This window comes from Streptomyces hamibioticus (assembly GCF_047946815.1).
GTDB lineage: Bacteria > Actinomycetota > Actinomycetes > Streptomycetales > Streptomycetaceae > Streptomyces.
This window is the reverse complement of sequence record NZ_JBKKQY010000001.1, coordinates 3304326-3318062: the sequence shown is the minus strand read 5'-3', so window position 1 is coordinate 3318062 and position 13737 is coordinate 3304326. Positions and strand designations below refer to the sequence as shown.

The 13737-nt window shown below is 74.1% G+C and carries 11 protein-coding genes; 6 read left to right on the top strand and 5 right to left on the bottom strand.

Translation table 11 applies throughout. The features are described 5' to 3' along the window. Window positions 1–12: 12 nt before the first annotated feature. Complete coding sequence (locus ACLGIH_RS14860; protein ID WP_416525724.1) at window positions 13–1842, bottom strand: phosphatidylglycerol lysyltransferase domain-containing protein; 1830 nt, start codon at window positions 1840–1842, stop codon at window positions 13–15. Window positions 1843–2007: 165 nt separating this feature from the next. Here ACLGIH_RS14860 and ACLGIH_RS14855 point away from each other — a divergent pair, with 165 nt between their 5' ends. Both ACLGIH_RS14855 and ACLGIH_RS14850 read left to right on the top strand, forming a co-directional pair. After that, window positions 2008–3138 carry an alpha/beta hydrolase gene (locus ACLGIH_RS14855; protein WP_416525723.1) on the top strand — a complete coding sequence of 377 codons (1131 nt, stop codon included), beginning with the start codon at window positions 2008–2010 and terminating at the stop codon, window positions 3136–3138. Window positions 3139–3261: 123 nt separating this feature from the next. Continuing rightward, window positions 3262–4911 carry a coiled-coil domain-containing protein gene (locus ACLGIH_RS14850; RefSeq protein WP_416525722.1) on the top strand — a complete coding sequence of 550 codons (1650 nt, stop codon included), beginning with the start codon at window positions 3262–3264 and terminating at the stop codon, window positions 4909–4911. 500 nt (window positions 4912–5411) lie between these two features. Here ACLGIH_RS14850 and ACLGIH_RS14845 read toward each other — a convergent pair whose 3' ends face one another. Both ACLGIH_RS14845 and ACLGIH_RS14840 read right to left on the bottom strand, forming a co-directional pair. Beyond that, complete coding sequence (locus ACLGIH_RS14845) at window positions 5412–6737, bottom strand: PH domain-containing protein (RefSeq protein WP_416525721.1); 1326 nt, start codon at window positions 6735–6737, stop codon at window positions 5412–5414. A 2-nt stretch (window positions 6738–6739) separates the two neighbouring features. Next, on the bottom strand, window positions 6740–7255 hold the full coding sequence (locus ACLGIH_RS14840) for a PH domain-containing protein (protein ID WP_416525720.1): 516 nt from the start codon (window positions 7253–7255) through the stop codon (window positions 6740–6742). 31 nt (window positions 7256–7286) lie between these two features. On the opposite strand from ACLGIH_RS14840, the gene ACLGIH_RS14835 reads away from it, so the two are divergent. Beyond that, entirely contained in the window at window positions 7287–8438 is a 1152-nt protein-coding gene (locus tag ACLGIH_RS14835; protein WP_416525719.1) for an NADH-quinone oxidoreductase subunit D, read from the top strand. On the opposite strand, the gene ACLGIH_RS14830 is transcribed toward ACLGIH_RS14835, so the two are convergent. Next, on the bottom strand, window positions 8403–9575 hold the full coding sequence (locus ACLGIH_RS14830; RefSeq protein ID WP_416529387.1) for an SAM-dependent methyltransferase: 1173 nt from the start codon (window positions 9573–9575) through the stop codon (window positions 8403–8405). The genes ACLGIH_RS14835 and ACLGIH_RS14830 overlap by 36 nt on opposite strands. A 136-nt stretch (window positions 9576–9711) precedes the next feature. On the opposite strand from ACLGIH_RS14830, the gene ACLGIH_RS14825 reads away from it, so the two are divergent. The 3 genes from ACLGIH_RS14825 (at window position 9712) to ACLGIH_RS14815 (ending at window position 12348) form a co-directional block, all read left to right on the top strand. Further along, window positions 9712–10914 carry a sensor histidine kinase gene (locus ACLGIH_RS14825; protein WP_416525718.1) on the top strand — a complete coding sequence of 401 codons (1203 nt, stop codon included), beginning with the start codon at window positions 9712–9714 and terminating at the stop codon, window positions 10912–10914. A 63-nt stretch (window positions 10915–10977) separates the two neighbouring features. Beyond that, on the top strand, window positions 10978–11649 hold the full coding sequence (locus ACLGIH_RS14820) for a response regulator (protein WP_416525717.1): 672 nt from the start codon (window positions 10978–10980) through the stop codon (window positions 11647–11649). A gap of 66 nt (window positions 11650–11715) precedes the next feature. Beyond that, window positions 11716–12348, top strand: a complete 633-nt coding sequence (locus ACLGIH_RS14815; RefSeq protein ID WP_416525716.1) for an AAA family ATPase — start codon at window positions 11716–11718, stop codon at window positions 12346–12348. 266 nt (window positions 12349–12614) lie between these two features. Here the strand turns inward: ACLGIH_RS14815 and ACLGIH_RS14810 are convergent, their stop codons facing one another. Continuing rightward, a complete protein-coding gene (locus ACLGIH_RS14810; RefSeq protein WP_416525715.1) occupies window positions 12615–13721 on the bottom strand; it encodes a DUF5937 family protein in 1107 nt (368 codons plus the stop codon). Window positions 13722–13737 lie beyond the last annotated feature (16 nt).

The window sequence follows — 13737 nt, the reverse complement described above, 5'->3', positions numbered from 1 at the left end:
CGTTCGGTCCGGTCAGGCCGCCCGCACGTCGCCCTCCGTCAGCCGGTGGGCGCACGGCCGCGCGCCGGAGGCGCGGCGGCGCAGGAAGCGCGGCAGCGGGAGGGAGAGGGTGAGGAAGCCCTCCGCCTGCATCGCGGCCAGGCCGATGCGCGGCAGGTCGGCGGAGGCGCGGTAGACCACGAAGCGGGGCTCCCAACGGGGCCGGAACTTGGCGTTGAACCGGTACAGCGACTCGATCTGGAACCAGCGGGAGAGGAACACCAGCAGCCCGCGCCAGGCCCGCAGCACCGGTCCGGCGCCGATCTTCTCGCCGCGTGCCAGCGCCGAGCGGAACATCGCGAAGTTCAGCGAGACCCGCTCGATGCCGAACTTCGGGGCAGCCTGGAGGGCCGCGACGATCAGCAGTTCGTTCATGCCGGGGTCGGCGGACCGGTCGCGCCGCATCAGGTCCAGGGAGACGCCGTCGGTGCCCCACGGCACGAAGTGCAGGACCGCCTTCAGATCGCCGTACGCGCCGGGCTCGGCGCCGGGCTTGTGGGCGGTGGCGACCAGGCAGGCGCCGTCGGCCGGGTCACCGATGCGGCCGAGGGCCATGGAGAAGCCGCGCTCGGTGGCGGTGCCGCGCCAGTCGTCGGCGGCGCGGCGGATGCGGTCCAGCTCGTTCTGCCCCAGGTCAGCCACGCGCCGTACCCGGGTCTGGTAACCGGCGCGCTCGATGCGCTTGACCATCTGGCGCACGTTGCGCATCGCGCGGCCGGTGAGGGAGAAATCCGCGACGTCCACCACCGCCTCGTCACCGAGTTCGAGGGCGTCGAGCCCGGTCTCGCGGGTCCACACCTCGCCGCCGGTCTCTGAGCAGCCCATGACGGCGGGGGTCCAGGAGTGGGCGCGGGCGACGTCCATGAACCGCTCGATGGCGCCGGGCCAGGCCTCGACGTCGCCGATCGGGTCGCCGCTGGCGAGCATCACGCCGGAGACGACGCGGTAGGTGACGGCCGCCTTGCCGCTGGGAGAGAAGACGACGGCCTTGTCTCGGCGCAGCGCGAAGTGGCCGAGGGAGTCGCGCCCGCCGTGCTTGGCGATCAGGGCGCGCAGCCGGGCCTCGTCCTCCTCGGTCAGCCGGGCCGCGGGGTGTTCGGGGCGGAAGGCCAGGTAGATGGTGGTGACGGCGGTGATCAGGCCCAGGGCGCCGAGGGAGAAGGCGACCGTCCAGGACGTCGTACCGCGGTAGTCGACCGGGCCCTCGACACCGAACAGGCCGTAGATGACGTGGGTGAGGCGGTCGGCCAGGCTCGGATCGCCGACCATGCGGCCCGGGTGGGCGCTGACGACCAGCAGCCCGAGCAGCAGGGAACCGGCGCCCATGAGGACGAAGTTGGCCAGCGCCCGCCAGCGGCTGCGCGGGTCGGGCAGCGCCGCGAACTGGTCGCGGTGGCGCAGCAGGGCCCAGAGCAGCGCCAGGGAGATCACCACGCCGACGAGGGAGTGGCGGTAGCCGAACTGGGCGACGGCGCCGAGGGGCAGCAGTGCCACGCCGGCCCGCCAGGCCCGCCGCTTGCCGCGCCTGAGCCCGTGGGCGAGCAGCAGCAACAGCACGCCGGCGCTGAGCGAGAGGGCCGCGGCGAACGGGCCGAGCGCACCGGGCAGCACCTCGGCGAGGGCGTGCATCCGGCTGTGCCGGAACCGCGGGAAGACCCCGGCGGCGATGTCCAGCAGGCCGACCAGGGCGCAGGCTCTGCCGACGAGGGCGGGTACGGCCTCCGGGCGCGGGCCGCGCAGCAGGCGGCGTACGGAACCGTGCCGGCCGGCCCGGCTCCTTGGGCTCGGAACCGCACCCGACATTTCCTCATCTGTCCTGACAGACATCGCATCCCATAGTTCTGCGGAGACCGTGGATCCGGTGCCGATTCGGGCATCCGGCGACATTGCGCCCTCTAGGACGGTGTCTCGGAGGGAGAGGTTCACTCCCCTTCGCCAAGGGACGGAAAGCGCGGCAGGAAGCGGGAGATGGGTCTCACGAGCAACAAGGTGCTGGTGCTGGCGGTGGCGGCCGCGGTGCTGCTGTTCGCCGGCACGGTGTGGCTGTGGCCGCGGCTGGCCCGGCGGTCCTGGCGGGCCGTCGGCGGGCGCGTCGGCCTGCTGTTCGCCACGCAGACGGCGCTCTTCGCGGCCGTGGGGCTGGCCGCCAACCAGTCCTTCGGGTTCTACGCGAGCTGGGCGGACCTGTTCGGGCGGGAGACCGGCCGGGGTGTGGTCGTCGACCACGCTGCGGACGCGGCGGGCGGTCCCCTGCGGGTGGTGGACACACGGCGGGTGCGCGCCGCGGGCGGGGGCCGTCCCGAGGTCGCCGGCCGGATCCAGGAGATCGAGCTGGTCGGCCGTACGACGCGGATCGCCACGCCCGCCTACGTCTACCTGCCGCCGGAGTACTTCCAGCCCCGCCACCGCACCCGTACGTTCCCGGTGGCCGTCGTCCTGACCGGCTATCCGGGCACGGCCGCGGCGCTGGTCGACAAGCTCCGCTATCCGCGCACCGCCCTGGAGCTGGCCGGGGCCGGCCGGATGCCGCCGATGATCCTGGTGATGCTGCGGCCGACGGTCGCGCCCCCGCGCGACACGGAGTGCGTGGACGTCCCGGGCGGACCGCAGACGGAGTCGTTCTTCGCCCGGGATCTGCCCGAGGCCGTCGGCGAGCACTACCGGGTCGGCCGGAAGCCGGGGAGCTGGGGCATCATCGGGAATTCCACGGGCGGTTACTGCGCACTGAAGCTCGCGCTGCACCATCCCGAGGTCTACGCGGCCGGGGCGGGCCTGTCCGCCTACTACGACGCGCCGGTCGACGCGACCACCGGCGATCTCTTTCACGGCGACGCGGAACTGCGCAATCGCGCCGACCTGTGGTGGTGCCTCGAACACCGGCCGGCGCCGGACACCTCACTGCTCGTCACCAGCAGCAGGACCGGCGAGTCGAACTACCGGGACACGCTGAAGTTCATCGAGCGGGTGAAGGCAACCGGGCGCACCCGGATCTCGTCGATCATTCTGGAAAGCGGCGGCCACAACTTCAATACGTGGCGTCGGGAGATTCCGCCGGCGCTGGAGTGGCTCGGCGGCCGACTCGGCGATCCCGAAAAATGATCTTGAGCTGATCCGGGCCAATTCCCCCGCTGTTCCCTGACGGCTTGTGAACACTTCCGAGATGACGGTGTTTTTGCGGGGGCGGGCAGCCAAGAATCGCCTACGCGCGGTAAGTTTCTGGCCATGCCACGTGGACGTCATCGCCATTCCCCGCCTCTGCACCGGCTGCTTCCTCCGTCGGCGATCGCAGGCGTGTCCGTCGTCTGCGCCCTCGGCCCATGGGTGTTCGGCGAGGCGGCGGTGCTGCGCGCGCTGGCCGCCGCCGCGGCGGTGACCGCGGTCGCCGGGGCGGTCGTCATGCGCCGCTGGGACACGCAGGCCGGCAAGCGCGTCGCCGAGCTCACGCGCGCGCGTGCGAGCGACGAGTGGCGGTACGAGGAGCGGGTCGCCGAACTGGAGTCCGACCTGGAGGAGTCGCGCGAGCTGCGCAAGAAGCTGGAGCAGCGGCTGCGGGCCAAGCGTGCGGAACTGGCGGGGCTGCGCAACGAGCACGCCTCCCTGCTGCGCCGGTACGCCACGGCGGAGACCGAGCGGGCCAGCGCCCTGGAGGGCCGTCGGCTGCTGGAGATAGAGGCCACGGCCCCGACGCCCGCGCTGCCCGCGGGCCGTTCGGCGCCGGCGCGGGAGACGGCGGCCGCGGGGGCCGCGGGGACCGTACCGGAGGGCGCCGGGGCAGCGGGCGGCCTGGAGCCGGTGAAGGGCCCGCTGGGGCCGACGGGTTCGACGGGCGCGCGGGCCGCGGACGCCGCGGAATCCGCGAAGGACTTGGGCACGGAGGGCTCGAAGGACTCGGGCACGGAGGGCTCGAAGGACCCGGGCACCGGAGCCGCGAACGGCGTGGCGGCCTCGCACGGTACGGAGGCCTCGGAGGGTACGGAGGCCTCGAAGGGTACGGAGGCTTCGACGGGCACGGAGGCTTCGAAGGGCACGGAAGCTTCGGAGGGTGCAGGGGTCTCCGGCGACGCGGGAGTCTCCGGCGATGCGGCGGCCTCGGACGAGAAGCCGGACGGGCCCGCGGTGTTCTCTCCCGAGGGCTCCCGGCTGTTCCTGCGGGCCGGTGTGGCCCTCTCGCGGCTCGACCCCGACGCCGTGGCGCCCGGCGGCGCCGCAGCCGACGCCGGGGCGGACGGCGACGGCGACGGTGACGGTGGCGACGACGGTGACGGCGACGGCGGTGGTGGCGGCCGCCGCGAGGGCGCCGGAGCGGCTGCCGAGGCCGCGCGCGAGGGTGAGGGCGCCGGGACGGCCGCCGAGGGCGCGCAGGAGCGTGCGGGCGTCGGAGCGGAGGTCGCGCCGGAGCGCGAGGGCGCCGGAGCGGCTGCCGAAGCTGCGCAGGAGGACGAGGAGCAGGGGCGGTCCGGGGCGGCAGACGTACACGGGCAGCCGGCCGCCGCCCCCGCCGCGCCGCCCGCCGAACCCACCCGGCAGGGCTCCGGACACTTCGCGATGCCGACCGCGGTGGCCGTCGTACCGCCCGCGGCGCCGGCCCGGCGCCCGGTGACCGAGGGCGGCTTCGACTTCTTCGGCAACAGCAAGCCGGCCCCGGAGGCCCCGGAGCCGAAGACCTCCGGCAGTGCTTTGGAGGCCGTCCAGAACGAGGACCTCGCCGACGTGGTCGGCCAGGAGGCCCTCGCCCTGCACAAGGCCGAGGCCGAGTCCGGGTTCAAGCCGGCCGACGAGGAGTCCCGGGGCGTGGGCCAGGTGATCGACCTGACCGCCCACGACGAGACGGAGCAGATCGACGTGGAGGGGCTGCGCAGCGCGGCCTCCTGACACGGCCTGCGGCCTCCTGACACCACCCGGCGCGCTCCCGCACCGGCCGTGAGTTCCCCCACACCGCGTGTGGTGCTCCCGCACCGCCCGTGGGTTGCCCCACTGCCCGGGCGCCGGTCCCGCGCCGCCCGGGCAGGCCCCGCAACGCCTATGGCGCTCCCGCGCCCCCGTGGGCTGCTCTACCGCCCGGGTGCGGTTCCGCGCGTTGTCCGAGGCGTTCCCGCGCCCCCGTGGGCTGCTCCACCGCCTGGGTGCGGTCCCGCGCCTTGCCCGAGGCGCTCCCGCACCGCCCAGGGGTCGCCCCACCGCCCGGCGCCCGCGTGGTCCCGCAGGGCCCCGCGTGGTCCCGCGTGGTCCCGCAGGGTCCCGCGTGGTTCCGCACCGCCCGGGGCGCTCTCGCACCCCCGCGGGCTGCCCCACCGTCCGGGCCGATCCCGCGCCGACCGGGTGCGGTCCCGCGCCGGCCGGGGCGGGGGCGCTTCTGGCGTCGCCCAGGGGAGTCAGGGCGCCATCCAGCGGTCCGGTCGTGCGTCCCGGCGTCCCGTCCGTGACCGCTCCGCCTGGGCGCGCAGCAGCTCCGTCGCCTCGCCGAGGTCCCGCTGCCGTGCCGTCACGGTCTTGTTCGCCCCCGTGTCCACGTGCACGTCGGCGACCCCCACCGCCCGCTGCCACGGGCCGTGCTCCAGGCGGACGCTCTGCACCTTGGCGTGCGGCACCAGCGCCAGGCGCCGCTTGAACAGCCCGTACCCGGCGGCGAACACCGCGTCCGTCACCGCGAACCCGTAGCCGCGCCACCACAGCGGCGTGCAGCGCGCGGCCCGGCGCGGCGGCAGGGACAGCGCGGAGCGCGGCGGCACGGTCACCCCGGGCAGCACGCGCGCGACGACGGACTCGGCGATCCCGCGCGGGGCGACCGGAAGCAGCAGGGAGTTCGTCGAGCCGGCCACGTCCAGCTCCACCCGGACCCAGCCGCGCCGGCGCCACAGCAGCGGCTCCACGATCCGCACGGTCTGCACCCGCCCCGGCGGCACCGTCTCGTGCGCCCGGTCCAGCAGCCCGTGGTCGATGCGCAGCCCGTCCGGAGACTCGGCCACCGTCCAGTCGTACTCGCCGACGAACCGCCCCACGCTGCTCGCGCCCGCCGCGCCCAGCAGCGGCACCGCGGTGGCGAGGACCGTCCACGGGTTGTGGGTGACCACCCACAGCACGGTGGGTACGACGACGGCGCCGGCCAGCGTGCCCCAGGTGGCGCCGGTCAGCAGCAGCGAGACGGCGAGGACGCCGGGCGGCACCCGCAGCAGCCGCGTGGCGGGCGCCTCGCCGACCTCGTGGGCGGTCTCCGGCGCGAAACCGGCCGCCCGCGCGAGCAGCTCGGCGCGCAGCGCGCGGGCCTCGTCGGCGCCCAGGAAGGCCAGTTCGTCCTTCTTGGCGGTGCCTATGACGTCGAGTTTCAGCTTGGCCACGCCCGCCACCCGGGCGAGCAGCGGCTGGGTGACGTCGATGGCCTGGACGCGTTCGAGCCGGATGTGCGCGGTGCGCCGGAACAGCAGGCCGGTGCGGATGCGCAGCTCGGACTCGGTCACCGCGAAGTGGGTGAACCACCAGGTCAGAAAGCCGTACAGGGCGGCGGCCGGGACGATCACGGCCAGCCCGATCAGCAGCGTGGTGGTGGTCAGGTTGGTCAGCCGGCGGTGTGCCTGGTCGGGGTCGTGCACGGCCCAGCCGACCAGCACGGCGATCGGCGCCCACGCCCGGCGGAACGGTGTGACCGGGTGCAGCCGCCGCTCGGTGACACCGTCGTCCTCTGCCCGCGGAGTGTCCGGCACGGTCACAGCCCCGCCGATCGGGCCTCGCCCAGCTCGGTGAGCCGGTCGCGCAGCCGCTCCGCCTCGGCCGGGTCCAGGCCCGGGATGGTCGCGTCGGTCGCGGCGGCGGCGGTGTGCAGCTGCACGCTGGCCAGCCCGAAGTGCCGCTCGAGCGGTCCGGACGTCACCTCGACCAGCTGCATCCGCCCGTACGGCACCACCGTCTCGTGCTGCCACAGCACACCGCGGCTGATCAGCAGCTCGTCGGCGCGCTCGGCGTACCGCCAGGAGCGCCAGTTGCGCTCCAGCAGCCGCCAGCCCCAGGCCATCAGGGCGAGCGGCAGCAGCGCGAACACCGTCCAGGCGGGGACGGCCAGCAGGCCGAGCGGCAGCCCGACGGCGAGCGTCAGCAGCCCCAGCCACACCACCAGCAACAGCCGCCGCAGCCGCAGCAGCCCCGGCGGCAGTCCCGTCCACACCGGTTCGCTCCCGGCCGCGGTGCCTGTCGTCCCCGTGTCGTCCGGGCTCCCCGTCTCCATGACGCCAGCGTACGTAGGGGAGACTGTGTTCATGACTCCTACGACGGAGACCATGGTCGGTATCGGCGGCGCCGCGGAGAGCACCGACATGGTGCTCAACATCGGGCCCCAGCACCCGTCCACACACGGTGTGCTGCGGCTCAAACTGCTCCTGGACGGTGAGCGCATCAGGCGCGCGGAGCCCGTGATCGGCTACATGCACCGGGGCGCCGAGAAGCTCTTCGAGGCGCGCGACTACCGCCAGATCATCGTCCTCGCCAACCGCCACGACTGGCTGTCGGCGTTCTCCAACGAGCTGGGCGTGGTCCTCGCCGTGGAGCGCATGCTCGGCATGGAGGTGCCCACGCGCGCGGTGTGGACCCGGACGCTGCTCGCGGAGCTGAACCGGGTGCTCAACCACCTGATGTTCCTGGGCTCCTACCCCCTGGAGCTGGGCGGCATCACGCCGGTCTTCTACGCGTTCCGGGAGCGCGAGGTGCTCCAGAACGTCATGGAGGAGGTCTCCGGCGGACGCATGCACTACATGTTCAACCGTGTCGGCGGCCTGAAGGAGGACCTGCCGGCCGGCTGGACGGCACGCGTGCGTGAGGCCGTCTCCGCCGTGCGCTCGCGCATGGACGTCTTCGACGACCTGGTCCTGGGCAACGAGATCTTCCGGGGGCGCACCCGCGGCGTGGGCGCCCTCACGCCGGAGGCCGTGCACGCGTACGGCGTGAGCGGCCCGATCGCGCGCGCCTCGGGCGTCGACTTCGATCTGCGCCGGGACGAGCCGTATCTGGCGTACGGGGAGCTCCAGGACACCCTGAAGGTCGTCACCCGGACCGAGGGCGACTGCCTCGCCCGCTTCGAGTGCCTCCTGGAGCAGACGCACGTCGCCCTCGACCTCGCGGACGCCTGCCTGGACCACCTGGCCGAGCTGCCGCCCGGCCCGATCAACCAGCGCCTGCCGAAGGTCCTGAAGGCCCCCGAGGGCCACACCTACGCCTGGACCGAGAACCCCCTCGGCATCAACGGCTACTACCTGGTCAGCAAGGGGGAGAAGACGCCGTACCGGCTGAAGCTGCGCTCGGCGTCGTACAACAACATCCAGGCGCTGACCGAGCTGCTGCCCGGGACGCTGGTCGCCGACATGGTGGCGATCCTCGGGTCAATGTTCTTCGTGGTCGGAGACATCGACAAGTAGCCCGGAGAGGTCCGGCGCGCCCACCGGCTGGAGCAGCCACACGAAGTCGCCGAGCCCGCCCGCCGCGGTCAGCTCGGCGGCCTCCCCGGCGCCCGCGAGGGCGCGCACGTATGCGGCGGGGTCGCTGGAGGCCAGCGCGAGCGGCGGGCGCACGCCGGAGACCCCCAGGGCGCGCAGGGCGTCGCGCTGGGGGAGCAGCCGCGCACGGGGCGGCTCGTGCGCGGGGGCACCCGCCGTCACGTCTCCGCCCGCCGTCCCGCCTCCGCCCGCCGTTCCGCCTCCGCCCGCCGTTCCGCCTCCGCCCGCCGTCTCGCCTCCGCCCGCGGCCGCGCACGCGTCCAGGGCCACGTGGGCGGTGAGGTCGCAGGAGCCGTCCGGCACGGGCGTCGTCTCCCGTCCCTCCCGGAAACCGGTCAGCGTGCCGAAGGGCGGGCGGGTTTGCAGGGTGTGCGCGTAGTCGACGGCGACGGCGAGCCCCCGGTCGAGCGTCGCCACGGCGGACGCCCAGGCGGTGTCCCTGGGCAGCCCGATCTCGGCCCGCAGCCCTTGCTCGGCCGGCAGCGGCCACCACCGCGCCAGCCAGTCCGCCTCCGCGCCGCCGACCGGCTCCCCGAGCCGCTCCGCCCCGTCCTCCCGCACGAGCACCCGCCGCGCGACGCCCTCGGCGTCCACCTCCGCGACCTCCACGGGCACGTTGTCCAGCCATTCGTTGGCGAACAGCAGCCCCGTGACGCCCCGGGGCGGCTCGGCGAGCCACTCGATCCGGTGATCCAGGCCCTCGGGGCGGTCGGCGACCTCGACGGCGTACCCGCGCGCGCGGGCGGCCACGTCGTCGGGCAGCGCGTCCAGGACTCCCGCCACCAGCTCGCCCCGCCCGGCCGCCATGTCCACGAAGTCCAGCGAGGCGGGCCGCCCCAGGGCCGCGTCGACGCGGCACAGCAACCGCGCCACCGCGCGGGCGAACAGCGCCGACGCGTGGACGGACGTACGGAAGTGCGCGGCCGGGCCCTCGGGCCCGCGGTAGAAGCCCCCCGGCCCGTAGAGCGCGTCCTGGGCGGCTGCCCGCCAGCCCCGCCACCCGCTCGTGCCCCCCGTGCCCCCCGCGCTCATCGGCTGCGTCGGCTGCGTCGGCTCCATCGGCTGCATCGGCTTCACCGGCCCAGGCTAAGCGCACAGGGGAACGCAGCCTCCACCTTGCGGAGTACGCGCGGCCGGCAGGGATCGGTCCTCCGGTTGACCCCTGCACCTATCACGCTTCCCTACTCTGGGTTACGTGCAGCGTCTCTACGACTTCCTCCGCAGGCACCCGACCGGGGTCGACGCCTTCTGGGCCGTCGCCCTGCTCGGGATCTCCCTGCTGTCCGCGGCCCCCGTCCAGGAGGCCGGCGGGAGGGACGTCGCGGCGCTGACGATCCCGTTCACCGTCCTGCTGTGCCTGGTGATCGCGCTGCGCCGGCGGATGCCGGAGAAGATGCTGGTGCTGGCCATCGCCCTCGGCCTGGGGCAGCTGGTGCTGGACGTCGAGATCCTCCCCGCCGACTTCGCCCTGCTGGTGATCGTCTACACCGTGGCCGCGACCGGCGCCCGCTGGTCCTCCCGGCTCGCCCTGACCATGGGCCTGTGCGCGGCGCCCGTCGCCCAGCTGCGCTGGCCCAACGAGGACGTGGGCGTCGGCAGCAACATCGCCATGACGGTCTTCCAGACGGTGCCCTTCGCGCTTGCCTGGGTGCTCGGCGACTCCATCCGCACCCGCCGCGCCTACTTCGCGCAGCTGGAGGAGCGCGCCGCCCGGCTGGAGAAGGAGCGTGAGGCGCAGGCCAAGGTCGCGGTGGCCGCCGAGCGCGCCCGCATCGCGCGCGAGCTGCACGACGTCGTCGCGCACAACGTCTCCGTGATGGTCGTGCAGGCCGACGGTGCCGCGTTCGTCCTGGACACCGCGCCCGACCAGACCAAGAAGGCGCTGGAGACCATCTCCTCCACCGGCCGCCAGGCCCTGGCCGAGATGCGCCGTCTGCTCGGGGTACTGCGCACCGGCGAGCACCAGGAGTCCGGGGAGTACGTCCCGCAGCCCGACGTCCGGCAGATCGAGGACCTGGTCGAGCAGTGCCGGGACTCCGGGCTGCCCGTCGACTTCGAGGTCGAGGGCACGCCGCGCCGGCTGCCCAGCGGCGTGGAGCTGACCGCGTACCGCATCGTGCAGGAGGCGCTCACCAACACCCGCAAGCACGGCGGGCCGAACGCGGGCGCCAGCGTGCGGCTGGTCTACTTCGACGACGGGCTCGGCCTGCTCGTCGAGGACGACGGCAAGGGCGCGCCGCACGAGCTGTACGAGGAGGGCGGCTACGACGGCAAGGGCCACGGCCTGATCGGCATGCGGGAGAGGGTCGGCATGGTCGGCGGCACGCTGGACGCCGGCCCGCGCCCCGGCGGAGGATTCCGCATCAGTGCGCTGCTCCCGCTCAAACCCGCGCACTGACCCGGCCTGCACAGGCTGTTGACACCTGTAACCCCCTGGCACGAGGACATGGAAGAGGCTTCGATGACGATCCGCGTGATGCTCGTCGACGACCAGGTGCTGCTGCGCACCGGGTTCCGGATGGTGCTCGCCGCCCAGCCGGACATGGAGGTCGTCGCGGAGGCGGGCGACGGCGTCGAGGCACTCCAGGTGCTCCGCTCGACCGGTGTGGACGTCGTCCTGATGGACGTCCGCATGCCCAAGCTCGACGGTGTGGAGACCACCCGCCGGATCTGCGTCGACCCGGACGCCCCAAAGGTGCTGATCCTGACCACCTTCGACCTCGACGAGTACGCCTTCTCGGCGCTGAAGGCGGGCGCGTCCGGCTTCATGCTCAAGGACGTCCCGCCCGGCGAGCTGCTCGCCGCCATCCGTTCCGTGCACAGCGGTGACGCGGTGGTCGCCCCGTCCACCACCCGGCGCCTGCTCGACCGCTTCGCGCCCATGCTGCCGAGCGGCGGCAAGGAGCCCCGGCACAAGGAACTGCAGCGGCTCACCGAGCGCGAGCGGGAGGTGATGGTGCTGGTCGCGCAGGGCCTGTCCAACGGGGAGATCGCGGCGCGGCTGGTGCTGTCGGAGGCGACCGTCAAGACGCACGTGGGCCGCATCCTGACCAAGCTGGGCCTCAGGGACCGGGTGCAGGTGGTGGTGCTGGCCTACGAGACGGGTCTGGTGCGGGCCGGCGGCCACGGCTGACCCGCCCCGCCGACCGGCTCGGCCGACCGGCCCCCGCGGACGGCGTGTCGCCGGTAGGGTCGGCGCATGCTGCTGTGGATCAACGGCCCCTTCGGGGGCGGCAAGACACAGACCGCACACGAGATACAGCGCCGCCTGCCCGGCAGTGTCATCTGCGATCCGGAGCACGCGGGCTTCGGTCTGCGCCGCATGCTGCCGCCCGGTCTGCGCGGGGACTTCCAGGACCTGGCGTCCTGGCGGCAGGGCGTGGTGGAGGTCCTGGACCTGGCCCTGTCCAAGCACGACGGCCCGGTGATCGCGCCCATGACGATCACCGACTCCGGCCACTTCGCCGAGACCGTCGGCCGACTGCGCGATCTCGGGCACGACGTACGGCACTTCACGCTGCTCGCCGAGCGGGAGACGGTGCTGAAGCGGCTGCGCGAGCGCGGCTTCGGGCACCTGCTGCGGTACGTCGCCGGCCGGGACGCCGGTCTGCGCCGGGAGAGCTGGGCCGTGCAGCAGCTCGACCACTGCCTGGAGCGGTTGCGCGAGCCGGAGTTCGCCGAGCATCTGTGGACCGACCACTCCACCGTCCCCAAGACCGCCGACCGCATCGCCGTCCTGGCCGGGCTCACCCTCCGCCCCAACACGGAGGGCGCACTGCGCACGCGGCTGCGCCAGGCGCGGGTGGGCGTGAGGCACATCCGCTTCGACTGAGGAGCCGGGGGTGACGGGCGGGGGCGGTTGACGACCGGGGGTGACTGGCGGCCGGGGCTGACTGGCGGACGGTAGTGGTTGACGACCGGCTTCGTCCGGCGGCTGGTTCGGTCTGGCAACGGGGGGCGACGGGCGACCGGGTTCGCCTGGCGTCCTGGGGGGCGGCCGGCGTGCCCAAGCGTCGGGCCGCTCGGGCCGTCCGGCGTGTGGCAAAGCCGTCCCGGGCCGACCGGCACGGGGCGACGACCGTGCCCGGACCCTTGCGGTCAGCGGAGAATGCCCTCCAGGAAGTCGCTGCCCAGCCGGGCCACCACGGCCACGTCCAGCTGGTGCAGGACGTACCGCCCGCGTCGGCGGGTGGTGATCAGGCCCGCCTGCTTCAGCACCCCCAGATGCCGCGATATCTGCGGGGCCGTCACGCCGTGCGCCTGTGCCAGCTCGCTCGTGGTGTAGGCGCTGCGGGCCAGAAGGCGGCAGATCCGCATCCTGACCGGGTGGGACAGCGCGGTCATCCGCAGGCCGAGCTGCTCGACGGACGTGGGGGAGGACAGCTCCGGGATGCCCACGGGGTAGTGCAGCACCGGCTGCCAGCCGTACCGGTGCAGGACCATCAGGTGGGGCCAGCCCAGGCTCGTCGGCACCAGCAGCAGGCCGCCGTCGCCCGTGGCCGAACGGCCGTCGCCCAGTTTGTCGACGGTGAGCCGCCCGGCGGACTCGTCCAGCGTCACCGCCGGGGACACCGCGGCCAGCGCCTCCGCCAGGCCCTTGCGGTGCAGCAGCTCCGTCTTGTGCCGGGCGTCCGACGCGAGCTGGTGGCGCAGCCGGGACCAGGTCTCCGCGAAGAACGCCTCGTCGCAGTCCTGCGCGAACTGCCTGAGCCAGGCCCGGATGCGCGGCGGATCGGCCAGCAGCCGCTCGCTGAAGCTCAGCTGCTGCGGCCCGCGCGCGGCGGCCAGGTCCAGGGCGCGCCGGCGCGCGTCGGCGTCGGTGAGCGCGGAGGGCCCGCCGGCGCTGCACGACACGGCGCAGGTGAACTCCAGTGCGGCGTCCACGAACTGCTCGTCGGTGAGCTTGTCGAGCAGGTCCAGGTCCTCGGCCAGGGTGCCGCCCGGCAGCGTGCCGCGCCCCGGGATCCCGGCGCACGGCAGGAACAGGTCCGAGAACGTCGTACGCCACAGGAAGTCGGCCTCGCACATCCGGTCGGCCAGATGCGAGTCGAGCCGCGCGGTCACGCCCGTCACCCAGCCCTGCAGACCGGGGTGGTGCCCCGGCTCGGACAGCGCGTGCAGCGCCATGCCCAGCTCGGCCAGGGGCGAGGGCACGACGGCGACCCTCTCCGGCCGCAGCCCCGCGATGTCGATGCTGACGCTCATGCCTTCATGGTGCACC

Bases quoted from the DNA above. Each gene is read 5' to 3' on its own strand.
- ACLGIH_RS14835 (WP_416525719.1), top strand. From the start codon at position 7,287: ATGACTCCTACGACGGAGACCATGGTCGGTATCGGCGGCGCCGCGGAG.
- ACLGIH_RS14840 (WP_416525720.1), bottom strand. From the start codon at position 7,255: ATGGAGACGGGGAGCCCGGACGACACGGGGACGACAGGCACCGCGGCC.
- ACLGIH_RS14810 (WP_416525715.1), bottom strand. From the start codon at position 13,721: ATGAGCGTCAGCATCGACATCGCGGGGCTGCGGCCGGAGAGGGTCGCC.
- ACLGIH_RS14830 (WP_416529387.1), bottom strand. From the start codon at position 9,575: ATGGAGCCGACGCAGCCGACGCAGCCGATGAGCGCGGGGGGCACGGGG.
- ACLGIH_RS14860 (WP_416525724.1), bottom strand. From the start codon at position 1,842: ATGTCGGGTGCGGTTCCGAGCCCAAGGAGCCGGGCCGGCCGGCACGGT.
- ACLGIH_RS14855 (WP_416525723.1), top strand. From the start codon at position 2,008: ATGGGTCTCACGAGCAACAAGGTGCTGGTGCTGGCGGTGGCGGCCGCG.
- ACLGIH_RS14820 (WP_416525717.1), top strand. From the start codon at position 10,978: ATGACGATCCGCGTGATGCTCGTCGACGACCAGGTGCTGCTGCGCACC.
- ACLGIH_RS14815 (WP_416525716.1), top strand. From the start codon at position 11,716: ATGCTGCTGTGGATCAACGGCCCCTTCGGGGGCGGCAAGACACAGACC.
- ACLGIH_RS14850 (WP_416525722.1), top strand. From the start codon at position 3,262: ATGCCACGTGGACGTCATCGCCATTCCCCGCCTCTGCACCGGCTGCTT.